20 protein-coding genes are annotated in these 25,728 nt (G+C 72.3%); 4 read left to right on the top strand and 16 right to left on the bottom strand.

Annotated features, from left to right (window positions below; genetic code table 11):
* Positions 1 to 161: 161 nt before the first annotated feature.
* The 4 genes from VKA29_RS33135 to VKA29_RS33120 form a co-directional block, all read right to left on the bottom strand.
* Positions 162 to 353 carry an acyl-CoA carboxylase subunit epsilon gene (locus tag VKA29_RS33135; RefSeq protein ID WP_324789739.1) on the bottom strand — a complete coding sequence of 64 codons (192 nt, stop codon included), beginning with the start codon at positions 351 to 353 and terminating at the stop codon, positions 162 to 164.
* Between the two features lie 57 nt (positions 354 to 410).
* Positions 411 to 1,994: an acyl-CoA carboxylase subunit beta gene (locus VKA29_RS33130; RefSeq protein WP_324789738.1), complete on the bottom strand. Its 1,584-nt coding sequence runs from the start codon at positions 1,992 to 1,994 to the stop codon at positions 411 to 413.
* Between the two features lie 154 nt (positions 1,995 to 2,148).
* Positions 2,149 to 4,512 carry a polysaccharide lyase 8 family protein gene (locus tag VKA29_RS33125; protein ID WP_324789737.1) on the bottom strand — a complete coding sequence of 788 codons (2,364 nt, stop codon included), beginning with the start codon at positions 4,510 to 4,512 and terminating at the stop codon, positions 2,149 to 2,151.
* Positions 4,513 to 4,607: 95 nt separating this feature from the next.
* Positions 4,608 to 5,105 carry a hypothetical protein gene (locus VKA29_RS33120; protein WP_324789736.1) on the bottom strand — a complete coding sequence of 166 codons (498 nt, stop codon included), beginning with the start codon at positions 5,103 to 5,105 and terminating at the stop codon, positions 4,608 to 4,610.
* 227 nt (positions 5,106 to 5,332) lie between these two features.
* Here VKA29_RS33120 and VKA29_RS33115 point away from each other — a divergent pair, with 227 nt between their 5' ends.
* Positions 5,333 to 5,947: a YceI family protein gene (locus VKA29_RS33115; RefSeq protein WP_324789735.1), complete on the top strand. Its 615-nt coding sequence runs from the start codon at positions 5,333 to 5,335 to the stop codon at positions 5,945 to 5,947.
* Between the two features lie 350 nt (positions 5,948 to 6,297).
* On the opposite strand, the gene VKA29_RS33110 is transcribed toward VKA29_RS33115, so the two are convergent.
* The 9 genes from VKA29_RS33110 to VKA29_RS33070 all read right to left on the bottom strand — a co-directional run bounded on the left by VKA29_RS33110 (position 6,298) and on the right by VKA29_RS33070 (position 19,414).
* On the bottom strand, positions 6,298 to 7,596 hold the full coding sequence (locus tag VKA29_RS33110; RefSeq protein WP_324789734.1) for a hypothetical protein: 1,299 nt from the start codon (positions 7,594 to 7,596) through the stop codon (positions 6,298 to 6,300).
* Positions 7,597 to 7,667: 71 nt separating this feature from the next.
* Positions 7,668 to 10,688: a glycoside hydrolase family 3 protein gene (locus VKA29_RS33105; RefSeq protein WP_324789733.1), complete on the bottom strand. Its 3,021-nt coding sequence runs from the start codon at positions 10,686 to 10,688 to the stop codon at positions 7,668 to 7,670.
* Positions 10,689 to 10,892: 204 nt separating this feature from the next.
* Positions 10,893 to 12,497, bottom strand: a complete 1,605-nt coding sequence (cimA, locus tag VKA29_RS33100) for a citramalate synthase (protein ID WP_324789732.1) — start codon at positions 12,495 to 12,497, stop codon at positions 10,893 to 10,895.
* Positions 12,498 to 12,821: 324 nt separating this feature from the next.
* Entirely contained in the window at positions 12,822 to 13,421 is a 600-nt protein-coding gene (locus VKA29_RS33095; protein WP_324789731.1) for a TetR/AcrR family transcriptional regulator, read from the bottom strand.
* A 10-nt stretch (positions 13,422 to 13,431) separates the two neighbouring features.
* On the bottom strand, positions 13,432 to 14,496 hold the full coding sequence (locus VKA29_RS33090) for an agmatine deiminase family protein (RefSeq protein WP_324789730.1): 1,065 nt from the start codon (positions 14,494 to 14,496) through the stop codon (positions 13,432 to 13,434).
* Between the two features lie 9 nt (positions 14,497 to 14,505).
* Positions 14,506 to 16,179, bottom strand: coding sequence for an urease subunit alpha (locus VKA29_RS33085; protein ID WP_324789729.1), 1,674 nt, complete (start codon positions 16,177 to 16,179; stop codon positions 14,506 to 14,508).
* A complete protein-coding gene (ureA, locus tag VKA29_RS33080) occupies positions 16,176 to 16,862 on the bottom strand; it encodes an urease subunit gamma (protein WP_324789728.1) in 687 nt (228 codons plus the stop codon). Before ureA ends, VKA29_RS33085 begins: the two co-directional genes overlap by 4 nt.
* Before the next feature lie 167 nt (positions 16,863 to 17,029).
* Positions 17,030 to 18,118, bottom strand: coding sequence for a branched-chain amino acid aminotransferase (locus tag VKA29_RS33075; RefSeq protein ID WP_324789727.1), 1,089 nt, complete (start codon positions 18,116 to 18,118; stop codon positions 17,030 to 17,032).
* Positions 18,119 to 18,370: 252 nt separating this feature from the next.
* Entirely contained in the window at positions 18,371 to 19,414 is a 1,044-nt protein-coding gene (locus VKA29_RS33070; protein WP_324789726.1) for a 3-isopropylmalate dehydrogenase, read from the bottom strand.
* Positions 19,415 to 19,556: 142 nt separating this feature from the next.
* Here VKA29_RS33070 and VKA29_RS33065 point away from each other — a divergent pair, with 142 nt between their 5' ends.
* On the top strand, positions 19,557 to 21,131 hold the full coding sequence (locus VKA29_RS33065; protein WP_324789725.1) for a metallophosphoesterase family protein: 1,575 nt from the start codon (positions 19,557 to 19,559) through the stop codon (positions 21,129 to 21,131).
* A gap of 21 nt (positions 21,132 to 21,152) precedes the next feature.
* On the opposite strand, the gene VKA29_RS33060 is transcribed toward VKA29_RS33065, so the two are convergent.
* The gene (locus VKA29_RS33060) at positions 21,153 to 21,284 is read right to left on the bottom strand and encodes a hypothetical protein (protein WP_324789724.1); all 132 of its coding nucleotides are present in this window, start codon (positions 21,282 to 21,284) and stop codon (positions 21,153 to 21,155) included.
* Between the two features lie 331 nt (positions 21,285 to 21,615).
* Between VKA29_RS33060 and VKA29_RS33055 the strand changes: the two genes are divergently transcribed.
* Together VKA29_RS33055 and VKA29_RS33050 are read left to right on the top strand one after the other, a co-directional pair.
* Entirely contained in the window at positions 21,616 to 22,590 is a 975-nt protein-coding gene (locus VKA29_RS33055; RefSeq protein ID WP_324789723.1) for an NADP-dependent oxidoreductase, read from the top strand.
* Between the two features lie 121 nt (positions 22,591 to 22,711).
* Positions 22,712 to 22,918 carry a DUF5988 family protein gene (locus VKA29_RS33050; protein WP_324789722.1) on the top strand — a complete coding sequence of 69 codons (207 nt, stop codon included), beginning with the start codon at positions 22,712 to 22,714 and terminating at the stop codon, positions 22,916 to 22,918.
* A gap of 68 nt (positions 22,919 to 22,986) precedes the next feature.
* Here VKA29_RS33050 and pruA read toward each other — a convergent pair whose 3' ends face one another.
* Both pruA and VKA29_RS33040 read right to left on the bottom strand, forming a co-directional pair.
* Positions 22,987 to 24,618, bottom strand: coding sequence for an L-glutamate gamma-semialdehyde dehydrogenase (pruA, locus tag VKA29_RS33045; RefSeq protein ID WP_324789721.1), 1,632 nt, complete (start codon positions 24,616 to 24,618; stop codon positions 22,987 to 22,989).
* A 39-nt stretch (positions 24,619 to 24,657) separates the two neighbouring features.
* Positions 24,658 to 25,584 carry a proline dehydrogenase family protein gene (locus VKA29_RS33040; RefSeq protein WP_324789720.1) on the bottom strand — a complete coding sequence of 309 codons (927 nt, stop codon included), beginning with the start codon at positions 25,582 to 25,584 and terminating at the stop codon, positions 24,658 to 24,660.
* Between the last annotated feature and the right edge of the window lie 144 nt (positions 25,585 to 25,728).

Below are 25,728 nucleotides of genomic sequence, written 5' to 3'. Positions count from 1 at the left end.
GGGGGCGGGCCGGGCGCCGTCCGCGGCAGCCCGTGGTCGTCTCCGGCGGTATCCCGCGGCCCCCGGACGGCTCGGAACGGCCGCGGGCGCACGAAGGAGGGCCCCTCTCGACCACTAGAACCTGAGGTCGAGAGGGGCCCTCCTTCGTGACGTGGAACGGCTCAGCGCCAGCTGTGCGGCGCCCGGAAGCCGGGCTCGCGCTCCAGGCGGCGCCAGCCCGCCTTCGGGCGGCCCCGGTGGGCCGGCGCGGTGGCGGGCCGGGCGGCCGCACGGGCCAGGAGGACGGCCGTGATGGCGGCGACTTCCTCGGGCTCGGCGTAGCCCTTCTCGACACGGATGTCATGGGTGGTCATAGGTCTCAGTCTCCAGGAGAGAGGTTTCCGCGGGGGTACCGGGAAGGATCCGCCGGGTTACTGCGGGGGGTTGCCGTGCTTGCGGGAGGGCAGGTCGGCGTGCTTGTTCTGGAGCATCGCGAGCGAGCGGACGAGGACCTCGCGCGTCTCGGCCGGGTCGACGACGTCGTCGACCAGGCCGCGCTCGGCGGCGTAGTAGGGGTGCATCAGCTCGGACTTGTACTCCTTGACCATGCGGGCCCGCATGGCGTCGGGGTCCTCGGCCCCGGCGATCTGGCGCCGGAAGATGACGTTGGCGGCGCCTTCCGCGCCCATCACGGCGATCTCGTTCGTCGGCCAGGCGAAGGTGAGGTCGGCACCGATGGACTGGCTGTCCATGACGATGTACGCACCTCCGTAGGCCTTGCGCAGGATCAGGGAGATCCGGGGCACGGTCGCGTTGCAGTAGGCGTACAGCAGCTTCGCGCCGTGCCGGATGATCCCGCCGTGCTCCTGGTCGACGCCGGGGAGGAACCCGGGCACGTCCAGGAACGTGACGATCGGAACGTTAAAAGCGTCACACATCTGGACAAAGCGTGCAGCCTTTTCGGACGCCTCGATGTCCAGGACGCCCGCGAGCGTCTGCGGCTGGTTGGCGACGATGCCGACCACCTGGCCGTCCAGCCGGGCCAGCGCGCAGATGATGTTGCGCGCCCAGCGCTCGTGGACCTCCAGGTACTCGCCGTCGTCGACGATCTCCTCGATGACCTTGGCCATGTCGTAGGGCCGGTTGCCGTCCGCCGGGACCAGGTCCAGCAGGACGTCCGAACGGCGGTCGGCCGGGTCCGAGCACTCCACCCGGGGCGGGTTCTCCCGGTTGTTCTGCGGGAGGAGGGAGAGCAGGTAGCGGACCTCCGCGATGCAGGTCTCCTCGTCGTCGTAGGCGAAGTGACACACGCCGGAGGTCTCGGCGTGGACGTCGGCGCCGCCCAGGCCGTTCTGGGTGATCTCCTCGCCGGTGACCGCCTTGACGACGTCGGGTCCGGTGATGAACATCTGCGAGGTCTCGCGGACCATGAACACGAAGTCCGTCAGGGCGGGGCTGTAGGCCGCGCCGCCCGCGCACGGGCCCAGCATCACCGAGATCTGCGGGATGACGCCGGAGGCCTTGGTGTTGCGCTGGAAGATGCCGCCGTAGCCGGCGAGCGCGGAGACGCCCTCCTGGATACGGGCGCCCGCGCCGTCGTTGAGGGAGACCAGCGGGGCGCCGGCCGCGATGGCCATGTCCATGATCTTGTGGATCTTCGTGGCGTGGGCCTCGCCCAGCGCGCCGCCGAAGATGCGGAAGTCATGGGCGTAGACGAAGACCGTACGGCCCTCCACCGTGCCCCAGCCGGTGATCACGCCGTCGGTGTAGGGCTTCTTCGCCTCCAGGCCGAAACCGGACGCCCGGTGCCGGCGCAGCTGCTCGACCTCCTGGAACGTGCCCGGGTCCAGCAGCAGCTCGATGCGCTCCCGGGCGGTCAGCTTGCCCTTGGCATGCTGAGCCTCGGTCGCCTTCTCGCTCGGCCCGGCCAGGGCCTGCGCACGGATCTCGTGCAGCTCGGCCACCCGGCCGCGCGCGTCCGTCGGCTCACTCGGCGCCTCATCCAAAACGGTCATGTAGTGACCTTACGGAGGTCACCAAGGAAAGCGAGCCGTCGACTCCGTACAGTGTCCGGCCCGTTTTCCTGGTAGCCCTGAACAGAACCGGGACGGGATGCAGCCGTTCTGACTGCTCGGGGGGCGTTCCGCTTGTCGGGGTTGCACAAAGCCGTCATGTGAGACGCAGCTCACATCGATGGGTGGAGCATGCCACGCCCGGCGTAATCCTCAGGGTCGCACGGCGGCCCGTCGAGACGACTTGCACGGTGTCGTCCGCCCGCACCACCCCGCGCACCGGATGGTGCCAGATGATCTCCAGCGGCTCGCCGGTGCGGGGCGGCTCGCTCACGCAGAGGGTGGCGGTGCGGCCGCGGCGGCGCAGCAGCACGCTCGCCCCGGCGGAGGCGGTCAGCGGGCCCACGGTACCGGCCTGCCAGAAGTTGGCGGCCGTCAGGCCGAGGGAGGCGGCGTGCACCCCCTGGCGGGCGCGGTCGTTCGCGAGGACCGCCGGACGGTCGCGGCCGGCGGCGCGGGCCGCGGTCGTCCGGCGGGAGGCGCCGGGCAGCAGGACGTACCGGTACGTGGCGTCGACCGGGTCGGTGCCGTGGTCCAGCCAGAGGGTCTGCCAGCGGCGGGTGCGCCGCTCGGTGGCGGACGTGCTGTTGATGTCGGACCAGGCGCCGGTGCGGTCCTCGCGCAGGGTGCGCAGTCCGCCCTCCGGGACCAGCCAGCCGCCGTGGCCTTCCAGGTGCGCCCAGCCGGGGCCGCGCGCGAAGGCCTGGGTGCCGCCCTCGCCCAGGTTGCGGTTGTCCACCACCGTCTCGACCGGGACGCCGTCGGCGCAGGTGATGCCCGCGCCCAGGCAGACCACCGCGTCGGCGAGGAAGAACCAGGACTTGCGGGCCTCGAGCGTGGAGCCGAGGCCCTTCAGGTGCTGGCCGACGGCCGCGAACTCGCCGTCGGTCGTGCCGCCGACCCAGCGCACGTCCGGCCGGGGCTCGCCCCACTCGCCGCCGGCCCGGTCGGGCAGGCGTCTGGTGGAGACCGTCGTACCGGGCAGGCGGTAGCAGTCCACGGTCGGCCAGAACCAGTCCGTGTACTGGTCGCTCGGGCCGCCGGCCCACCAGTAGAGCATTCCGGCGCCGGTGTGCCAGCCGCGCGGGTTCTCGCCGTTGCCGCACTCGTAGTGCGCGATGCGGTCGCTGGCCATGGCGAGGTTGGCGGTGAAGCCGGGGCGGCGGTGCACGGCCCGGTCCATGGCGGTGAAGAGCCGGTGGCCGACGGGTTCGGCGGCCGCCTCCACGGGCGCGTCGGCGATCGCGTGCAGCCGTGCCAGGTCGGCCACCGGGAACTGAGGCGCGGTCAGGATCGGTGACACGGTGTCCCGTGCGATCCAGCCCTTGACCAGCGCGTGCCAGCGGTCGCGTTCGGCCGGGCTCGCCCCGCCGGCCAGCAGGGCGACAGCCGCGATGACGCCGTGCCCGTGGAAGTGGTCGCCGCGCAGGACGTGCCGTTCGTCGCTCTTGAGCAGGCCCCGGCTGACGGCGCGGCCGTTGACGCTGTCCATCACCAGCCCGTCGTGGATCAGGGGCGCGTAGGCGTGCTCGACGGCGTCGAGGACGATCTGCCGGTTCGGGTCGGTCACCTCCCACTCGCTTCCGGCGAGGAGCGCGAAGAGGCGGCCGAGGCCGTCGAGCATGACCTGCCCGTAGGTCCCCGAATAGGCGACCCGGGTGTGCTGGACGAACGACCCGTCCGGGTACAGCCCGTCCCCCCGGGTGACGTACGGGAAGACCGGTGACAGCGCGTCCCGGGCGAGGGCGATCTTGGCCGGGTCGCGGCCCAGGATGCCACGCAGGGCGACGGAGCGGCACAGGTCGACGCGGTTGGCGCCGGTCGAGGTGCCGGAGTAGTCGCCGAGCATCGTGTCGGGGACGAAGTGGTCGACGGCCGCGCAGGCCGCGGCGATCCGCGCGTCGGTGAGCTGCTCGCCGAGGGCCGCGGTGATGTCCATGAGGAGGCGGGGGCTGCCGATCTGCCACTCCCACCAGTTGCCGTAGCGGGTGGTGGAGGGGTTGTAGACGGTGGCGGAGAGGTGGTCGAGGCCGCGCCGGACGTCCGCGAGGAGTTCCTGGTCGCCGGTGCGGCCGGTGCCCGGCTGGAGGCAGGCCTGGGTCATCGTCCACAGGCGGCTGTAGCTGAGGGTGATCCCGGACGGCGGGTCGAACGGGTGGCCCGGCCAGAGGGAGTCGGCGGCCGGGGCCATGCCGGCCTGGAAGCGCCGGGCCAGTTCGCCGGTCTCGGCCAGGCGCGAGGCGAACGGCTCGGCGGCGGGGTCGTAGCCGGTTCCGAGGGCGATGGCGAGCCAGCGGCGGCGGAGGGTGTCGTAGGGGTCGGCGCCGGAGTCGGCACCGGGTCCGGGGTCGGCGGCGGGTCCGGGGTCGGCGGCGCGGGCGGGTCCGGCGCCGGAGCCGAGGGACGTGGCCGCGAGGGCCGCGGCGGACAGGAAGGCGCGGCGCGTCGGAGTCGTGCCCATGTGCGTGTGTCACCTCGGTCGGCGGGACGGGGGACGGATGCGGCCGGGGAGCCCCGGACGGTGGCGGCCGTCCGGAACTCCCCGTGGTGCACGGCTCAGCAGCCGCCGCAGTTGTAGTACAGGACGTCCCAGTGGTTGCCCTCGTCGGCGTAGATGTTGCCGGAGCCGGACTGGTACTGCGGGGCGCCGTCGCCGCGCAGGCCGATGTAGGTGAAGTTGTTCTTGACGTAGCTCGTCACGCAGGTGTTCTTGCCGTAGTCGAGCTTGTAGCCGTTCCAGTGGGAGTAGGTGCCGGAGGCGTGGCCGGTCTCGGTGCCGCCGGTGATGTTCAGGGCGCAGCCGCTGGCGCGCTTGAGGGTCTGCGCCCCCTGGGCGGTGGCGAGGTTGAGCTGCTCGAAGGACGTGCAGGTGGAGTTGTAGCGGTCGGAGCAGTTGCCGGAGGAGGACCAGGTGATGCCGACCTCGCGGAACATCGAGGTCGCGGTGGCATGACTGATCTTGGTGACCGCGAAGGCGTCGGTGGCGGTGCCGACGACGGCGACGCCGGGGGCGACGACGAGCGCGAGCGCGGTCAGGGCGGACCTGATCTTCATGGGGGGACCTTCCTGCGGGGGACCGTCGACGGTCCGGGGACCGTGTGTCTGTGGGGCGGCTGTGCAGGTGGTGCCAGGAGATGGTGCCCGACTTCTACGCGCGTCCGCCAGAGGGCGCCCGGTGATCGCACGAGGAAGAGGTTGAAACTTGAACGGAATAGGTTTACGGTCGTCCGTGTTGGACCTCATTGAAGATTCAACTTCCCCCCTTCGCTTTGGAGCACACCATGGGCATCTTCGGCCGCAAGACCACCGACTCCGTCGAGACCGCGGGAGCGGCGCCCGCCGCCGTCAACCCCGACCTCGCCGCGCTGACCGGCGACTACACCATCGACCCGGCGCACACCACGCTCGGCTTCGTCGCCCGCCACGCCATGGTCACCAACGTCAAGGGCAAGTTCCTCGACTTCAGCGGCTCGCTGCACCTCGACGGCTCGGACCCGGCCAAGTCGACGGCGTCCATCGACGTCACGATGGACAGCATCGACACCGGCTCCGCGGACCGTGACGGCCACCTCAAGAGCGCGGACTTCTTCAAGACGGAGGAGTTCCCGACCATGACCTTCCGCTCGACCGAGGCGCGGGCCCTGGGCGGCGACGACTACCGCATCACCGGCGACCTCACGATCCTCGGCGTCACCAAGCCGCTCACCATCGACCTCGAGTTCAACGGCGCCGCGAAGGACCCGTTCGGCAACGAGCGCGTCGGTTTCGAGGGCAAGGCCGAGATCCTGCGCTCCGAGTGGGGCCTGACCTGGAACGCGGCGCTGGAGACGGGCGGCGTGCTGGTCTCCGACAAGATCAAGCTGAACTTCGACATCTCGGCGATCAAGTCCGCGTGACGCCCTGAGCGCGTCCGCCCCGACGCCACCTCCCGAGCGCGCCCGCCCTCCACTCCCGTGCCGAGGACGGGCGCTCGCCCGTACCCGGACCTGTACCCGGACCCGCGGCCGGAACGCGGACGCGGGCCGCGAACGCGGAAGCGGGCACGGGCGCGGAAGCGGGCACGGGCGCGGAAGCGGGCGCGGAAGCGGAAGCGGGCGCGGAAGCGGAAGCGGAAGCGGAAGCGGAAGCGGGCGCGGAAGCGGAAGCGGAAGCGGAAGCGGAAGCGGGTGGGCGTCAGTCGGGGGCGGCGTGGGACGACCAGGACGGGCGGGAGAACGGAGCCGGGCGTTGCGGGGGCGGGCGGGGGTCAGAAGCCTCCGCCGAAGTCGCCGCCGCCGTCGAAGCCGCCTCCGAAGTCGCCGGGGTCGAAGTCGGGGCCTGAGACGTCGCCGCCCTCGTAGCCGCCGAAGTCGCCGTAGCCGGAGCCGTAGTCCGCCGCGTAGGACGGGGTCGCCATCATGCTGCCGAGCAGGGCGGGCAGCAGGCCGCCGCCGAAGTAGCCGCCCGCCCAGGGGCCGTAGGCGGGGCCGGCGTCCCAGTACGGGCGGCGGCCGTACTCGGTGTCCACCTCGCGGACCGCGGGGTCGTGGCCGTCGGCCAGACGGGCCCGGTCGGCTGCGCAGACCGGCACCTCGCGCGGCGCGCCGGCCGCGGGCGTCCAGGCGACGTCGGCGACGGACGGGCCGTGGCGCGGGTCGAAGAAGCAGGGCGGCCTGCGCTCGGGGAGCGGCCGGTGCTCCCGGCGGGCGGCGAGCTGCGCGAGCGAGAAGCGGCCGTCCTCCAGCGCCCGGGTGACGGCCCGGACGTCCTCGGGCCTCGCCGCGGCGGCCATCGCCGTCTTGGCCTGCTCGTAGGCGTCCAGCGCGCGTTCGTAGTCGGCGCGCATGGCGTCGTCGGCACCGGACTCGGCCGGATGGAAGTCGAGGCGGTCCAGTTCCTCGCCGAAGGCCGTGATGTCCTCGTCGACGACGACCCGGAGCTTCTCCAGCGCGGCCCGCTGCTCCTCGGCCCGGCGGCGCCGGTTCCGCCGGGCGAGGGTGTACACGCCCGCGCCGCCGGCCACCAGCACCGCGCCCACCACGATCAGCCCGGTGGCCGAGACGCCGCCGGAGGAGGAGGCCCCCCAGCTCGCGGGCGCCGAGCCGCCCATGGTGGCGAGGGCGCGGTCCGCGAAGTCGTTCAGCTGCGTCTTGGCGTCCTCGCCCCGCACACTGGCGACGAGGTTGCGCCGGGCGGTGGCGGACATCACCGAGGAATCGGCGCGGGCGTCGAACCGGTCGCCCAGGCGGATGCCGTACAGGCCCGTGACGCCGGTGGCGGTGCGCAGGTCCGCGAACAGGTTCCGGGTGGGCTGGTCCGCGGGCAGGACCGCGATGAACAGCGGCTTGTCGGCCGCCTTGATCCGCCGGGCCAGTGCGTCGGCGTCGCCCGCGGACAGCTGGGCGGAGGCGGCCGGATCGACGTACACCGGGCCCTCGCGCAGGGCCGCGGCGATCACCGAGACGTCGGTGGCGGCCTCGGCCCGGGGCGCTGTCACGGTCAGAACGGCCAGCACCAGCGCGAACAGCAGCGCCGGGAGGCTTCGGGTCCGTGTGACGGCCTTCATGGTTCGAAGCTACCCGAAGCCCCCGAAGCCTCCCAAAGGGTGCGCATTCGCTCAGGTGGCGGGCCTCGTCATCAGGAGGCGGCTCGCCAGGCCGCCGCCAGGCGCCGCACGGCCGCCCCGTACCGGCCGGTCAGCGACAGGTGGTCGGCGTCGGCGAAGGGTTTCGCGGCCTCCGCCGTGATGTGCTGCCCCACCTTCCGCTGGACGATCAGCCGCGCCTTGTCGACCAGCGCGCGTCCGGTCCGGTCGGCCCCGGCCCGCTCGGCGGCCGCGGCGGCCGTCGCGAGCGCCCGCAGGGTGCCCGCCCCGCCGTCCGGCACTTTCGTCAGCGTCGTCAGGCCCCAGCCGTAGGGGTACTGCGGGTCGTACGAGGTGTCGCCGACGTTGATCGGCAGCTGCGCCTGCGACCTGGGCCAGGTGACCGGGAGCCGGCCGGTGAAGGGGCGGCGGCCGTAGAGGACGTCGGCGACCCCGGCGCCCTCGGTGCCCGGCAGCCAGGAGGCGACCAGGGCGTCGATCTCGCCGAGCCGGTCGCCGATCAGCTGCGGGCGCCCGGAGACGATCAGCACCGCGCACTTCATGGCGGCGCACACCTTGTCCACGGCCGCCTTGTCGGCGTCCGTCAGCTCCAGGTCGTTGCCGTTGCCGACATCGCCGACGCCCTCGGCGTAGGGGGTCTCGCCGACGACGACCACACCGACGTCGTAGCCGGCCGTGGGCGCGGAGGCGTCCTTCGAGTACGTCACGTCGCCGCCGGCGTCGCGCATCCCGCGCAGCACGGTGGTGCCCTCGGTGTGGGTGCCGGACGCGCCCTGCCAGGTGATGGTCCAGCCGCCGGTCTGGTTGCCGAGGTCGTCCGCGTTCGATCCGGCGACGTACACCTTCTGGGTCTTCCGCAGCGGGAGCACGCCGCCGGCGTTCTTCAGCAGCACCTGCGATTCGGCGGCCGCCCGCCGGGCCACCTCCCGGTGCGCGGCGGAGCCGATCCGGGAGGCGTTGCGGGTGTCGGCGTACGGGTGCTCGAACAGCCCCAGCCGGAACTTCTGGGTGAGGATGCGGGAGACCGCGTCGTCGATCCGCCGCTGGCCGATCCGGCCGGCCTTCGCCTCGTCGACCAGCGTGGTGCGGAAGTCCTTGTAGCCGTAGGGGACCATCATCATGTCGACGCCCGCGCCGACCGCGGCGCGCACCTGGGAGGCGTGGTCGCCGGGCAGCTGGTCGATGGCGTTCCAGTCGCTGATGACGAAGCCGTCGAAGCCCATGCGGCCCTTGAGCACTCCGCTGATCATGTCGGCACGGGCGTGCATCTTCACCGGGCCGCGCCCGTCGCCGACGAGGTCAAGTGAGGAGTACGAGGGCATGACCGAGCCGACGCCCCGGTCGACGGCGGTCCGGTACGGCGCCAGGTGGACGGCCTCCAGCTCCTGCCGGGTGACCGTGGTGACACCCTGGTCGATGGTGTAGGTGCCGGTGGTGGAGGAGCCGTACGCGGTGCCGCCGTCGCCGACGAAGTGCTTGGCGGTGGCGAGGACCCTGTCGTTCTCCTTCAGGTCCCGTCCGCTCGGCGCTCCTTGGAGGCCCTGGATGATCGTCTCCATGGACTCCACCAGGGCCGGGTCCTCGCCGAAGGACTCGTAGGAACGGCCCCAGCGCTCGTCGCGGGTCACGCAGAGGCAGGGGGCGAAGTCCCAGGGGACGCCGGTCGCGCGGACCTCGGACGCCGTGACGGCGCCGGTCTCCTCGACGAGCCGGGGGTCGCGGGTCGCGCCGAGGCCGATGTTGTGCGGCATGACGGTGGCGCCGGCCAGGTTGTTGTGGCCGTGCACCGCGTCGACGCCGTAGATCAGCGGGATCTGGTAGCGGGTGGCCCGCGCGCGCAGCTGGAAGCCGTCGATCATCTTCGCCCAGGCCTCGGGGGTGTTGGGCGTGGGGGTCGAGCCGCCGCCCGACAGCAGCGAGCCGAGGTCGTACCCGGCGATGTCGCCCTGGTCGGTCAGCGCGCCGCGCTCGGCCTGGGTCATCTGGCCGGCCTTCTCCTCCAGGGACATGCGGCCCACCAGGTCGGCGACGCGCTTGCGGACGGGCAGCCGGCTGTCGAGGTACGGCAGCCCGTGGGCGTCGACGACGACCTGCGGGGTCTCGGCGGGCGGCTTCGCGCCGGTCACCGTGAGCCGGAGCGGGATCGTCTCGGCGGCCTCGGCGGTGCCGTCCTTCAAGGTGGGGACCCGGACCGTGCGCACGGCGCCGGAGGCGGTGCCGGCCGGGAAGGTGACGGTGCCCTCGACCGGGGTGTAGTCCCGGCCGGGGTCGGCGGTACCGCCGGCGGTGGTGTAGGCGACCGTCACCGGTTCCTCCAGCGGCCCGGCGCCGGTGGTGGAGACGGTGACCCGCACGGCCGCGGTGGCGCCCTCCCCGACCGGGTAGACGGCGGCGTCGGTGGTGACGGCGGCGCGCAGCGACTGGTCGGCCCTGCCGTACAGCTCGACGCCGTCCATGGCGAAGGTGCCCTTGACGCCGGTGGGGAGCGTGACGGCGTACCCCCACATCCGCGTCAGGCCGAGGACGTGGTCGATGCCGCCGACGGGCTGGTAGTCGGTGCGGTAGGCGAAGTCGGTGAACGGGAGCTCGATGCGCTTCCAGCCGGTGAAGTCGTCGGCGAAGGAGGTCGTCCACAGCTCGGAGGCCTCGCCGTGGGCGCCGCCGTCCTTGATCTCGAAGGCGATCTTCCTGCCGCTTCCCCGGCCTTCCCACCAGAAGCGGACGCCCTGGTGGGCGGACCAGTCGTGGGCTGGTGCGTCGGCGGCGAAGTCGTGCGTGAAGCCGCCGTAGCCGCTGATGTCGTAGCTGCCGGAGAGGACCTTGGCGCCCTCGGGGGCGTCGGCGCGCTCCTCGAAGGCGAGCGTGGGCGGGTCGTCGCTGTCGCCGCCCCAGGTGAAGATGCCCTCCGCGGGCTGGGCGGCGAAGGGCACCTCCCCCTCGAAACGGTCGACGGCCACCGGGGCGGGGCCGGGGTCGTCGGCCGCGCGGGCCGCGGACAACGGCAGCAACGCGGCGAGCAATGCGGTGGAGACGAGCAGGGCGGTTCTCGGCATGGACCTTCCCTCGGCTCTCGGGAGTTCACTCATGGCTTAGCTCACGCCGTGAGTTAACTGGCGCCCCGCCGACCCGTCAAGACGTCGCGTCAGCCGCGCCCCCGGTCGCGTCAGCCGTGTCGTCCTTGCCGTCCCGCGGTGCGGCGAGTCCGCCCGGGTTCCGGCGAGTCCGCGGAACTCGCCGGAACCCGGGCGGCGGCGGGGCTACTGGGCCGGCGCCACGCCCGCCCGCAGCAGACCGTAGGTGTACGCGTCCTCCAGCGCCTGCCAGGAGGCGGCGATGACGTTGTCGGCCACGCCCACCGTGGACCACTCCCCCGCACCGTCGGAGGTGGAGATCAGCACGCGGGTCGTGGACTGCGTACCGTGCACGCCCTCCAGGATGCGGACCTTGTAGTCGACCAGGTCGAGCTTGGCGAGCTGGGGGTAGATCTTCTCAAGGGCGACGCGCAGGGCACGGTCGAGGGCGTTGACCGGGCCGTTGCCCTCCGCGGTGGCGACGATGCGCTCGCTCTTGGCCCACAGCTTGACGGTCGCCTCGTTGGCGTGGGTGCCGTCGGGACGGTCCTCGACGATCGCCCGCCAGGACTCGACCTCGAAGTACTTCAGGGGCCGGCCCTCGGCCTCGGCGCGCAGCAGCAGCTCGAAGGAGGCGTCGGCGGCTTCGTAGGTGTAGCCCTTGAGCTCGCGTTCCTTGACCCGCTCGACGACCCGGCCGACCAGTTCGCGGTCGCCGCCGAGGTCGATGCCGAGTTCCTTGCCCTTGAGCTCGACGGAGGCGCGGCCGGCCATGTCGGAGACCAGCATCCGCATGGTGTTGCCGACCAGCTCGGGGTCGATGTGCTGGTACAGGTCCGGGTCGACCTTGATCGCGGAGGCGTGCAGGCCGGCCTTGTGCGCGAACGCGGAGACGCCGACGTAGGGCTGGTGGGTGGAGGGGGTGAGGTTCACGACCTCGGCGATGGCGTGCGAGATGCGGGTCATCTCGCGCAGCCGGCCCTCCGGCAGGACCTTCTTGCCGTACTTCAGCTCCAGGGCGGCGACGACCGGGAAGAGGTTGGCGTTGCCGACGCGTTCGCCGTAGCCGTTCGCCGTGCACTGGACGTGGGTGGCGCCCGCGTCGACGGCGGCGAGGGTGTTGGCGACCGCGCAGCCCGTGTCGTCCTGGGCATGGACGCCGAGCCGGGCGCCGGTGTCGGCCAGCACCGTGGAGACCACCGCCTGGATCTGCGCCGGGAGCATGCCGCCGTTGGTGTCGCACAGCACCACCACGTCGGCGCCCGCCTCCGCCGCGGCCCGTACGACCGACTTGGCGTACTCGGGGTTGGCGCGGTAGCCGTCGAAGAAGTGCTCGCAGTCGACGAACACCCTCCGGCCCTGCTCGCGCAGGTGGGAGACCGTGTCGCGGACCATCTCCAGGTTCTCCTCGAGCGTGGTGCGCAGCGCCAGCTCGACGTGCCGGTCGTGGGACTTCGCGACGAGTGTGATCACCTCGGCGCCCGAGTCCAGGAGCGCCTTGACCTGCGGGTCCTCGGCCGCCTTGCCGCCGGCGCGGCGGGTGGCGCCGAACGCGACGAGCCGGGCGTGCTTGAAGCCGATCTCCTGCCGGGCGCGGGCGAAGAACTCGGTGTCCCGCGGGTTGGCTCCGGGCCAGCCGCCCTCGATGAAGCCCACGCCGAAGTCGTCCAGGTGCCGTGCGATGGCCAGCTTGTCCGCGACGGTGAGGTTGATGCCCTCGCGCTGCGCGCCGTCACGCAGGGTGGTGTCGAAGACGTGGAACGAATCGTCGAGCTCGCTGGTTTCGGTCATGGTCTCAAGGCTCCTGATGTCGGATCTCGGTCTTTACCGGAATGACCGGCTCCACCGTCCTCCAATGATCCCTCGCGCTGCGCCCCCGGCTGAAGGTGGGCCAGAAAAGCGAAAAACCCCTCGCGGGTGCGAGAGGTCTGCGCGCGGGTCGAGGACGACGGTGTCCGCCCGTACCTGGTCGTACGTGGCGGTCACTGCGGACCGGCGCGCCTGCTGCCAATAATCATGGCGAACGAGAGCACGGAGGCAGTCTGGCACAGACCGGACGGGCACCCGCGGCCCGTCTCAGGATGCGAGCACAGCCCTGGTCACCGCGGGCGGCGCTCAGGGATCCGGGAGCAGGGTCTGCGCCAGGAATTCCGCCACATGGGTGAGGACGTTCGTCCGGTCCGTGCCGCGCAGGCCGATCGCGACATGCAGGGAGAGCCCGTCCAGCAGGGCGCGCAGGCGGGTGCCGAAGCGGTCGGGGTCGACGGGGCGGAACTCGCCGCGGGAGATCCCCTCCGCGAGCAGTGCGACGAGGTCGCGGTGCCAGGCGAGTTCGATGGCGGCCTGGCGGTCGCGGGCGTCGTCGTCGGCGTTCTGCGAGCGGTTCCACACCTCCAGCCACAGTGTCCAGTGCGGGTCGCGGTGACCGTCGGGCACGTAGAGGTCGACGTACGCGTCGAGCCGGTCGCGGGCGGGGCCGGGCCGGGCCAGCAGGCGTCCGCGCTCGGCGCCGAGCCGGCCCTCGCTCCACTCCAGGGTCTGCAGGAGCAGTTCGTCCTTGGAGTGGAAGTAGTAGAGGAGGTGGCCGCTGCTCATCCCTACCGCGGTTCCCAGCGCCGCCATGGTCAGCTTCTCCAGACCGCGTTCCGCGATCATGCCCATGGCTGCGGCGAGGACCTCCTCGCGCGGCGGCGCGTTCCTGCGCGCACCGGCCATCCGTCTGCTCCTAGATCCTCGGCTGCTGCTGGGTGACACAGTGGATGCCACCGCCTCCGGAGAAGATCGTACGGGCGTCCACCAGGGTCACCGTCCGTTCCGGGAACAGTCGGCGGAAGATGCCCGCCGCGGTCTCGTCGCGTGGGTCGTCGAAGCCGCACAGGACGACGCCGCCGTTGCACAGGTAGTGGTTGATGTAGGACCAGTCGGCCCAGTGGCCGTCGGCCTCCAGGGTGGTCGGGGCGGGGATCTCGACGACCTCCAGGCGGCGCCCGCGGGCGTCGGTGGCGGACTTCAGGATGCCGATGACCTCCTTGGTCACCTCGTGGTCGGGGTGCGCCGGGTCCGGCTGGTGGTGCGCGACCACGACGCCCGGCCGGGCGAACGCGGCAACGATGTCGACGTGGCCCAGGGTGCCGTAGCCGTTGGTGGTCCCCCCACGGCTTTCGGACAGCGGGGGAGGGTAGTCGCCGGTCAGGCCGCGCGGCAGCCAGATCGCCCTGCTGGTGCCGAGCTGGGCGTGGATCTCCGCCTCGACCCGCTCACGCGTCCAGTGCGGGTTGCGCTCGGGGCCGAGGTGCACGGTCTCGGTCAGCAGCACCGTGCCCTCGCCGTCGACGTGGATCGCGCCGCCCTCGTTGACCAGCTCCGAGGCGTACGTCCGGGCCCCCGCGAGGTCGGCGACATACGCGGCGATCTTCGCGTCGTGTTCCCAGCGAGCCCAGCTCTGAGCGCCCCAGCCGTTGAACGTCCAGTCGACGGCGGCCAGTTCGCGCCCGTTCGTGAGGAAGGTGGGGCCGATGTCACGCATCCACGCGTCGTCGAGTTCCCGCTCGACGGTGTCGACGCCGGGGCCGAGCAGCGCCCGCGCCCCGTCCGACTGTCCGGGGCCGCACACCACCGTCACCGGCTCGAAGCGGCGTACCGCACGGGCGACCGACGCCCAGGCGATGCGGGAGGCGGCGAGGGCCTCGGGGTCGTGGAAGGTCGGGTTGGGGCCCGGCCACGCCATCCAGGTGCGCTCGTGCGGGGCCCACTCGGGGGGCATGCGGAAGCCGTCGGCGGCTGCGGACATGGGGGTTCCTCACAGGAAGTACAGGCGGTTGAGACTGACCGAGTCGGCGGGGTCGGAGCGGACCGGCTCGCCGTCGAGGGTGACCAGGCCGGTGCGCGGATCGACGTCGACCGTTCCGGTACGGCAGTTCAGGCGCAGGTCGGCCGGGCCGATGCCGCGCGTGCCGCGGACGGCGACCCGGCGCCTGCGCGTCGGCATGGTGTCGCCGCCCAGGTCGAGGGCGGCCTGCGCGACGAACGCGACGGAGAGGTCGGCGGGCGTGGCCCCGTACGCACCGAACTGCGGTCCGAGCACGAGGGGTTCGCAGGTGTCGGTGGCCGCCCCCGGGTCGCCGGTCACGCCGTAGGCGGGGAAGCCGGCCTTGAGCACCAGTTGCGGCTTGGCGCCGAAGAACTCCGGCCGCCACAGCACGATGTCCGCCAGCTTGCCGGCCTCGATGGAGCCGACCTCGTGGGCGAGCCCGTGCGCGATGGCCGGATTGACGGTCAGCTTGGCGATGTAGCGCAGCACGCGCTCGTTGTCGTCGCCGCCGTCCGGGGCGCCGAGCTGGGCCTTCATCTTCCCGGCCATGGCGAAGGTGCGGCGGACGGTCTCCCCGGCCCGGCCCATGCCCTGGGCGTCGGACGAGGTGATGCCGATGGCGCCCAGGTCGTGCAGCACGTCCTCGGCGCCCATGGTGCCGGCCCGGATGCGGTCCCGGGCCAGGGCGGCGTCGCCGGGCAGGTCGGGCTTGAGGTCGTGGACGGAGACGATCATGCCGTAGTGCTCGGCGACGGCGTCCCGGCCGAAGGGCAGGGTCGGGTTGGTGGAGGAGCCGATGACGTTGGCGACACCGGCCATCTTCAGCACGTTCGGCACGTGTCCGCCGCCGCAGCCCTCGATGTGGAAGGCGTGGACGGTGCGGCCCTCCAGCACGCGCAGGGTGTCCTCCACCGACAGGCACTCGTTCAGCCCGTCGCTGTGCAGGGCCACCTGGACGTCGTACTCCTCGGCGACGCGCAGCGCGGTGTCCAGCGCCCGGGTGTGGGCACCCATGTCCTCGTGGACCTTGAACCCGCAGGCGCCGCCCTCGGCCAGCGCCTCCACCAGGGGCGCCGGGCCGGACGACGAACCGCGGGCGAGGAAGCCGATGTTGACCGGCCAGGCGTCGAAGGCGTCGAACGCGTGCCGCAGCGCCCACGGTGAGTTGACGCCGACGCCCCACACCGGGCCGAACTCCTGCCCGATGATCGTGGTCACGCCGGACGCCAGCGAAGCCTCCATGATCCGCGGCGAGAGCAGGTGGACGTGCGTGTCGACGGCGCCCGCGGTGGCGATGAGCCCTTCGCCGGACACGATCGAGGTGCCCGTGCCGACGACGACGTCGACGCCGTCGAGGGTGTCGGGGTTGCCGGCCCGCCCGATGGAGTGGATCCGGCCCTCGCGGATCCCGATGGACACCTTGCGGATGCCCTGCACGGCGTCGATCACGACGACGTTGCTGATGACGACGTCGCAGGTGTCCCGGACGGCGGCGGCCTTGAGGTGCAGCCCGTCGCGGGCCGTCTTGCCGAACCCGGCGAGGAACTCGTCGCCGGGGCGCTGGGCGTCGGACTCGACGCGGATCACCAGCCCGGAGTCGCCGAGCCGGACACGGTCGCCGGCCCGCGGGCCGTGGGTGGCGGCGTACTCGTACGGGTTCACGCGTCCGCTCCCAGGTATCCGCAGGCGGCGGCCCTGCGCAGGGCCTCTTCCTTGGCTCCGGGCGCGTCCAGGGCGCCGTCGACGAGACCGGCGAACCCGATCGCGATCCGCTCGCCGCCGATCGGCACCAGCCCCACCTCGACGCTCTCCCCCGGCCCGAAGCGGACCGACGACCCGGCGGGCACGGCGAGCCGCATCCCGTAGGCGGCGGCCCGGACGAAGTCGAGGCGCGGGTTGGCCTCGAAGAAGTGGAAGTGGGAGGTGACGGAGACCGGCACGGTCGCGGTGTTGGTGACGGTCAGCCGGACGGCCGCCTCGGGCTCGGCGTGCCCGGTTCCGGGTCCGGGCAGCAGTGCGCCCGGGGCCCGCTCCCCGAGCCCGCCGCCGATCGGGTCGGCGACCACCGCCAGCCGGGAGCCGTCGTCGAAGACGGCTTCGACCTGCACCTCGGTGACGACGTCCGCGACACCGGGCAGCACGTCGTCCGGCCCGAGGACGGACCGGGCCCGCTCGATCGCCTCGGCGAGCCGGGCGCCGTCCCGGGCGGCCTCGCAGACGGTGTCGGCGATCAGCGCGATCGCCTCCGGGACGTTGAGCCGGAGACCGCGGGCCCGGCGGGCGCGGGCCAGTTCGGCGGCGCCGAAGAGCAGCAGCCGGTCGCGTTCGGTGGGGGTCAGCCGCACGCCAGAGCCTCCTCGTCCTCTCGATTAGAGCTTCACTCTAACCGTGTGAGCTTGGGAAAGAAAGGACAGGGCACGTCGATGACTCATAAGATTTGAGCAATGCTCAAACGGCAGCCGAAGAAGGGCGCCTCCCGGCAGGAGGCGCCCTTCGTGCCGGTGCGCGCGGGTCAGCCCAGCTTGTGCATCCAGCCGTGCTTGTCCTCGGCGATGCCCCGCTGGATGTCCAGCAGTGCCCGGCGCAGCCTCAGCGTGACCTCGCCGGGCTCGCCGCCCGCCTGCTGCCACTCGGCGCCCTCGCGCTTGACCGTGCCGACCGGGGTGATGACCGCGGCGGTGCCGCAGGAGAAGACCTCGGTCAGCGTGCCGTTCGCGGCGTCGCGCTGCCACTGGTCGATGGAGACGCGGCCCTCCTCGGCGGTGTAACCGAGGTCGCGGGCGACGGTGAGCAGGGAGTCGCGGGTGACGCCCTCCAGGATGGAGCCGGTGAGGGTGGGCGTGACGATCCGGTCGCCGTAGACGAAGTACACGTTCATGCCGCCGAGCTCCTCGACCCACTTGTGCTCGACCGCGTCGAGGTAGCAGACCTGGTCGCAGCCCTTGGCGGCGGCCTCGGCCTGGGCGAGGAGGGAGGCGGCGTAGTTGCCGCCGGTCTTGGCGTCGCCGGTGCCGCCGGGGACGGCGCGGACGCGGTCCTCGGACAGCCAGATGGTGACGGGCTTGACGCCACCGGGGAAGTAGGCGCCGGCCGGGGAGGCGATGACCAGGAAGAGGTACTCGTTGGCGGGCTTGACGCCCAGGCCGACCTCGGTGGCGATCATGAACGGGCGCAGGTAGAGCGACTCCTCGCCGCCGTGCGCGGGCACCCACGCCGTGTCCTGCCGGACCAGGACGTCGCAGGCCTCGATGAACGTCTCGACCGGCAGCTCGGGCATGCCGAGGCGGTGCGCGGAGCGCTGGAAGCGGAGGGCGTTCATCTCGGGGCGGAAGGTGGCGACGGAGCCGTCGGGCTGGCGGTAGGCCTTGAGGCCCTCGAAGATCTCCTGCGCGTAGTGCAGGGTCATGTTCGCCGGGTCGAGGGAGAGCGGCCCGTACGGCACGAGCTGGCCGTCGTGCCAGCCGCGGCCCTCCGTCCACTTGATCGTCACCATGTGGTCGGTGAAGTGGCGGCCGAACCCGGGGTTCGCCAGGATCGCCTCGCGCTCGGCGTCGGACAGGGGGCTGGCGGAGGGCTTGAGCTCGATCGTGGGCGTCGTCATGAGAAGTTGTCCTTCACCGGTTGTGTAGTGACAGGCCGCCTCACGCCCGTGACTGCCAGTGGCCAGTGCTAGGACGTCCGAGCATTCCCTCATTCCGCGGCCCCGCGTTCGATTATCGCAAGCGGGAGTCCGTGGAAGGAACGGCGTGAATGCGGCCCAGGGGATGATGGTGGCACCCGGCGGGGACGCAGGAAAGCCGCCGGGTGCGAGTGACCCGGCGGCTTCTGGTGTTTCTAGGAGCGCGGCGCGGGGTCAGCCGGCTACTCGTACGGCCAGCGCGTCGCCGATCTCGGCGGTGGAGCGGGCGGGCTTGCCGGTGCGCTCGGCGAGGTCGGCGGAGACCGCCTCCTCGATGCGGGCGGCCTCGGCCTCGTGGCCGAGGTGGCGCAGCAGCAGGGCGACGGACAGGACCGTGGCGGTGGGGTCGGCCTTGCCCTGGCCGGCGATGTCGGGCGCGGAGCCGTGGACCGGCTCGAACATCGAGGGGAACTCGCCGCCGGGGTTGATGTTGCCGCTCGCGGCGACGCCGATGCCGCCGGAGACGGCCGCGGCGAGGTCGGTGATGATGTCGCCGAAGAGGTTGTCGGTGACGATCACGTCGAAGCGCTCGGGCTGCGTGACCAGGTAGATGGTCGCCGCGTCCACGTGCATGTACTCGGTGGTGACGTCGGGGAACTCCGTCGCCACCCGGTTGAAGACATCCGTCCACAGGTGACCCGCGAAGGTCAGCACGTTGTTCTTGTGGATCAGCGCGAGCTTCTTGCGCGGGCGGGCCTGGGCACGGGCGAAGGCGTCGCGGACCACGCGCTCGACACCGAAGGCCGTGTTGACGGACACCTCGGTGGCGACCTCGTGCGGGGTGCCCTTGCGGATGGTGCCGCCGTTGCCGGTGTACGGACCTTCGGTGCCCTCGCGGACCACGACGAAGTCGATCTGCGGCTGGCCGGCCAGCGGGGTGGCGACACCCGGCAGCAGCTTCGACGGGCGCAGGTTGACGTGGTGGTCGAAGGCGAAGCGGAGCTTGAGCAGGAAGCCGCGCTCCAGGACGCCGGAGGGGACGCTCGGGTCGCCGATCGCGCCGAGGAGAATGGCGTCGTGCCGCTTCAGGGCGTCGAGGTCGGCGTCGGTGAGGGTCTCACCGGTGGCGTGGTAGCGCTTGGCGCCGAAGTCGTACTCCTGGGTCTCCAGCTTCACATCCTGCGGAAGGACGGCGGAGAGGACCTTCAGGCCTTCGGCCACGACCTCCTGGCCGATGCCGTCACCGGGGATCACTGCGAGATTGATGCTGCGAGACATGCGGGCACCCTACTCCTCGTCCCATGGAATGACACCCGGCGTCCGTCATGCGGACACCGGCACGGACGGCGGCACCGACGCGTCGCCGCCCGTTCATCCCGATGTGTGGCGGGCGTCGGGGTTCGCTGGGAAATTCACCGCCATGGACCTTCCCGATGTCGGCATCCCGCCGCGGCTCGCGAGCCGGATGAGCATGGCCGAGCAGTACGAGTACCTGCGCACGAGGCCGATCCGGCGCCGCACGCTGGTGACGGCCGGCGCGGTGGCGGGCGGGCTGCTGACCGGCTGCGGCGGCCCGGCGTCGCGGGGTACGGCGCCGGGCGGCGCGACCGCCGTCCCGTCGCCGGCGGCTTCCCTGGTCCACGGCTCCGCCGTCGCCCCGTTCGGCCGCCACCTCGCCTTCGGCGCGGACCCGAAGACGCAGATGCGGGTCTCCTGGCAGGTGCCGCTGGCGGTGCGCAGGCCCTACGTGCGCATCGGGACGGCCCCCGACGACCTGGGCCGGAAGACCGCGGCCGAGGTCCGCGCCCTGCACACCCCGGGGGTGACCGGCGTGCGCCCGGCCCTGGAGCAGTACTACCTGCACGCCGCCCTGGACGGCCTGCGTCCCGGCACGACGTACTACTACGGCGTCGGCCACGACGGTTTCGACCCCGCCTCCCCGGGCCACCGCTCGACGATCGGCACCTTCCGCACCGCGCCCGCGCGTGCCGAGACGTTCGTGTTCACGGCGTTCGGCGACCAGGGCGTCAGCCGGGCGGCGGCCGCCAACGACGACGTGCTGCTGCGCCAGAAGCCCGCCTTCCACCTGCACGCGGGCGACATCTGCTACGCGGACGTCAACGGGCGCGGCCGGCCGAGCGACGGGTACGACCCCGCGTTCTGGGACCTGTTCCTCAAGCAGAACGAGCCGGTGGCGCGGTCGGTGCCGTGGATGGTGACGACCGGCAACCACGACATGGAGGCCTGGTACTCGCCGGACGGCTACGGCGGCCAGCTCGCCCGCTTCTTCCTGCCCGACAGCGGCTTCGACCCGCGCACGGCGCCGGGCGTGTACGCCTTCACCTACGGCAACGTCGGCTTCGTCGCGCTGGACGCCAACGACGTGTCGTACGAGATCCCCGCCAACCTCGGCTGCACGGGCGGCCGGCAGACCAGGTGGCTGGCCGCGAAGCTGGCTGAGCTGCGGGCGGCGAAGGACGTCGACTTCATCGTCGTCTTCTTCCACCACTGCGCCTACTCGACCTCCACGCACGCCTCCGACGGCGGGGTGCGCGCCGAGTGGCTGCCGCTGTTCGCCGAGCACCAGGTGGACCTGGTGATCAACGGCCACAACCACGTCTACGAACGGACCGACGCGATCAGGAACGGCGGCGTCGGCAGGGCGGTGCCCGTCGGTGCGTCGACCGACCCGACGCGGGACGGGACCGTGTACGTCACGGCGGGCGGCGGCGGCAGGGACCTGTACGGCTTCCCGCCGGGCGTCAAGGAGAGCTACGAGGGGCATCTCACCCGCCACGACCCGATCGACACCTTCCGGTGGACCAGGTCGCGGGCCGCGAAGGCGGAGACCGTGGAGTGGTCGCGGGTGCGCTACCGGGGCTTCTCGCTGCTCTCGGTGGAGGCGGTGAGCGGCGCGGCGCCCCGGCTCAGGGTGTCGGCGCTCACCGACAGCGGCAAGCGCATCGACCACTTCGAGGTGCGGCGCGGGGGGTGAGTCCGCGCCGCGGGTGCCGGCTCAGTGGCCGGTGGCGCCGCCGTTGTCCCGGCGGTCGAGGGCGCGCTGGAGGGCGGCCGCGGCGTTCTTGCGCTCGGACTCACTCGTGCGGGTGATGCGACGGACTCGGCGGCGGGCGGTCGTCTCGGCCATGGGAAATCGACTCCTTCGGCATACGGGAGTGCAGGAGATGGAGATGGGGATGCGAGACGCCGGGTAGGGCGGGGAGCGGTGCCGCAGGGGTTGCCTGCACGGGGCCCGGCTCACGACCGCCATTCGCTTGGTCGAGCGATACGTTCGGCTCCTACAAAGCTAAGGGAGCGGCCCCGGTCTGTCTCCACAATTACTCGGACTTCCTACTATCTGAGACAGTGGATCGGGTCACACCGCTCCGACCTGCACTTTCCCTGCTCGCAGCGTCGTGGCCGGAGCGCGCGGCGGTGCCGGACTGTCCGGGGCCGGCCGGCGGAGTGACGATGGGGAGATGAGCACGCCACATCGCCGGAGCCAGGAGCGGCCGCGGCCGGTGCCCGCGGCGGACGAGGTGCTGCTGCGGGTGCTCGCCGCGGGCGTCGTCCCGGCGGGCCGGGCGGCGCGTCCGGGAGCGGCCCCGCCGAAGGGAAAGCCGCCGAAGGGAAAGCCGCCCAACGGGCAGCCGCCGAAGGCGGAGCCGCCGTACGGACAGCCGTACGGACAGCCGCCGTGCACGCCGGGCCTGGACGTCTCCGGCGTGGTGGCGGCGGCCGGAGCGGACGTCACCCGGTTCGGCGCCGGCGACGAGGTGTTCGGCAGGATCGACGACGGCGGCTGCGCCGGCCACGTCACCGTGCCGGCCGGTCGCCTCGCCCCGAAGCCCGCGACGCTGGACCACGTGCACGCGGCCGGGGCCCCGACGGCCGCGCTCACCGCCTGGCAGGCCCTGATCGACGTGGGCCGGGTGGGCCCGGGCACGCGGGTGCTGATCCACGCGGCCGACGGCGGCGCGGGGGACGTGGCGGTCCAGCTGGCCAGGGCGGAGGGCGCGTACGTCGTCGCCACCGCCCGCGCGGACCGGCACGGCCTGGTGCGCGACCTGGGGGCCGACGAACTCCTCGACCCGGCCGGCGCCGACCTGGCCGCCGTCGTGCACGACATCGACGTGGCCCTGGACCTGGTGGGCGGCGCCGACGGCCCGCGCACCCTGGGGACCCTGCGCCCGAACGGCCTGCTGGTGTGCGCGGTCCCCGGCGACCCGGGGCTCGCCCCGGAGGACGTGGAGGCCCGCGGCATGCGCTTCGCCGTGGTCCGGGCGGAGCCCTCCGGGGAACGCCTCGCCAAGGCCGCCGGTCTGCTGGCGGACGGCCGCCTGCGCGTCCACGTGGCGGCCGTGCTGCCGTTCACCGAGGCGGCGAAGGCCCGGGAGCTGTGCGAGACGGGCGGCGCCGGGGGCGCGGTGGTGCTGGTGCCCGGCCGCCCGTGAGCCGGACGGCGGCCTCTCGGCCGACAACGGCCGGGCGGGGGTCGATAATGGAGTCGTCCACGCGACTGAGGTCCGCTCCGCGCCACGCCGCGGCGGAGCGGGGCCACGGGAAGGTGACGTCATGAGCGACACGGCCAAGGCACTTCTCGAAGGCGGTCCGAAGGATCTGCCCCAGCGGATCGTCCCGGTCCCGCCGCCCGGGAACGACGTGAAGATCGAGTGGCTCAACGGATACGAGCACTTCCGCGCGACTCCGCGGCGGGCGGAGACGGACGAGGGCCGGCTGCCGGTGTACGAGTGGTGGGAGCGGACGGAACTGCCGAGCTGAGGCGCACGGAAGGGGCCGGGGCCGGACCGCTGCGGTCCGGCCCCGGCCCCGGTGCGTGACGGCGTCCGTCAGCCCATGTGCGGGTAGGTGTAGTCGGTCGGCGGGACCAGCGTCTCCTTGATGGCGCGGGTCAGCGTCCAGCGCAGCAGGTTCTGCGGGGCGCCGGCCTTGTCGTTCGTGCCGGAGGCACGGCCGCCGCCGAAGGGCTGCTGGCCGACGACGGCGCCGGTGGACTTGTCGTTGATGTAGAAGTTGCCGGCCGCGAAGCGCAGCTTCTCCATCGTGTACGCCGCCGCCGCGCGGTCGTTCGCGACCACCGAGCCGGTCAGCGCGTAGTCGGACACCGACTCCATCTGGGTCAGCATCTCGTCGTACTTGTCGTCCTCGTAGACGTACACGGCGAGGAACGGGCCGAAGTACTCGGTGCGGAAGACCTCGTTGTCCGGGTCGGTGCACTCGACGACGGTCGGGCGGACGAACCAGCCGACCGAGTCGTCGTAGCTGCCGCCCGCGACGATCGTGCAGCTGGGGTCCTGCTTCGCGCGGTCGATGGCCGCCTTGTTCTTGGCGAAGGCCCGCTCGTCGATCACCGCGCCCATGAAGTGGGACAGGTCGGTGACGTCGCCCATCGTCAGGCCGTCGACCTCGGCCGCGAACTCCTCCTTGAAGCCGGAGTTCCAGATCGACGCCGGGAGGTAGGCGCGCGAGGTGGCGCTGCACTTCTGGCCCTGGTACTCGAACGCGCCGCGGGTCAGCGCCGTCTTCAGCACCGCGCGGTCGGCGCTCGGGTGGGCGACGAGGAAGTCCTTGCCGCCGGTCTCGCCGACCAGGCGCGGGTAGGAGCGGTACTTCTCGATGTTGTTGCCGACCGTCTTCCACAGGTACTGGAAGGTCCTGGTCGAGCCGGTGAAGTGGATGCCGGCGAGGTCCCGGTGGTTCAGGGCGACCTCGGAGACCGCGACGCCGTCGCCGGTGAGGAGGTTGATGACGCCCTTGGGCAGGCCCGCCTCCTCCAGCAGCTCCATCAGCAGGACGGCCGCGTGGGTCTGGGTGGGGGACGGCTTCCAGATCACCACGTTGCCCATGAGGGCGGGGGCGGTGGGCAGGTTGGCCGCGATCGCGCTGAAGTTGAACGGCGTGATCGCGTAGACGAAGCCCTCCAGCGGGCGGTGGTCCAGTCGGTTCCAGACGCCCGGGGAGTTGGCCGGGGGCTGCTCGGCGAGGATCTGGCGGGCGTAGTGGACGTTGAACCGCCAGAAGTCGACCAGCTCGCACGGGGAGTCGATCTCCGCCTGCTGGGCGGTCTTCGACTGGCCCAGCATGGTGGAGGCGGCGATGGTCTCGCGCCAGGGCCCGGCGAGCAGTTCCGCGGCGCGCAGGATGATCGCCGCGCGGTCGTCGAACGACATCGCGCGCCAGGCGGGCGCGGCGGCGAGGGCGGCGTCGATCGCGTCGCGCGCGTCCTGCCCGGTGGCGTGGCGGAGGGTGCCGAGGACGGCCTTGTGGTTGTGCGGCTGGACGACCTGGAAGGGCTCGCCGCCGCCCATCCGCTTCTCGCCGCCGATGGTCATCGGCAGGTCGACCGGGTTCTCGGCCAGTTCCTTGAGCCTGGCCTCCAGGCGCTGACGCTCGGGCGAGCCGGGGGCGTAGCCGTGCACCGGCTCGTTGACGGGGGTGGGGACCTGGGTCACAGCGTCCATGAGATCCGTAACTCCTTGTACGTGAGCGGGTGTTCGGGCTCAGCCCTGGGTGAGCGTGGAGCGCAGGAAGAAGCGCAGGTTGGCCGGCTTCTCCGCGAGGCGGCGCATGAAGTAGCCGTACCAGTCGGTGCCGTAGGCGGTGTAGACGCGCATGCGGTGGCCCTCGGCGGCCAGCCGCAGGTGCTCCTCGCCGCGGATGCCGTACAGCATCTGGAACTCGTACTCGTCGAGCTTGCGCCCGGCGCGCCGGGCGAGTTCCTGGGCGATGGAGATCAGGCGCGGGTCGTGGGAGCCGATCATCGGGTATCCCCCGCCCTCCATCAGGGTGCGCAGGATCCGGACGTACGCCTTGTCGATCTCGTGCCTGCGCTGGTGCGCGACCGAGGCGGGCTCCTTGTACGCCCCCTTCACCAGCCGCACCCGGCTGCCGTTCGCCGCGAGCCGGCGGGCGTCGTCCTCGGTGCGGAAGAGGTAGGCCTGGATCACGCAGCCGGTCTGCGGGAAGTCCTCGCGCAGCGCGTCGTGGACGGCGAACATCGAGTCGAGGGTGGTGTGGTCCTCCGCGTCGAGCGTCACGGTCGTGCCGATCGCGGCGGCGGCCTCGACGACGGGCCGGACGTTGCTCAGCGCCAGTTCGTGGCCGCCCGCCAGCGCCTGTCCGAACATGGACAGCTTGACGGACATCTCGACCCGCGGACCGAGTTCGAGGTCCTTGAGACGGTCGACGAGCTCCAGGTACGCGTCCCGGGCCGTGGCGGCCTGCTCGGGCGTGGTGATGTCCTCGCCGACCACGTCCATGGTCAGCTCCAGGCCCTTGCCGGTGAGGTCCTGGATGACCGGCACGATGTCGTCGACGGTCTCGCCGGGGATGAAGCGGTCGACGACCTGCCTGGTCCCCGGCGCCGCCGAGATCAGGCGTCGCATCCGGTCGCTGCGCGACGCGGCGAGAATCACGGGACCCAGCACGGGGCACCTCCACAACAAGGCCAGAAGGGGGCCGGAACCCGGCGATGCGGGCACGGCACGGAGTACCACCGTGAAACCTAAGGATCCCTCCGATCGTCGGCCATCGACAGCTGTCACGCATCCGTGCCGCAGATCTCAGACAGA

Source organism: Streptomyces sp. H51 (assembly GCF_035656535.1).
Lineage (GTDB): Bacteria > Actinomycetota > Actinomycetes > Streptomycetales > Streptomycetaceae > Streptomyces.
The sequence above is the reverse complement of the archived record's forward strand: the minus strand, read 5'-3'. Positions and strand labels throughout refer to the sequence as shown.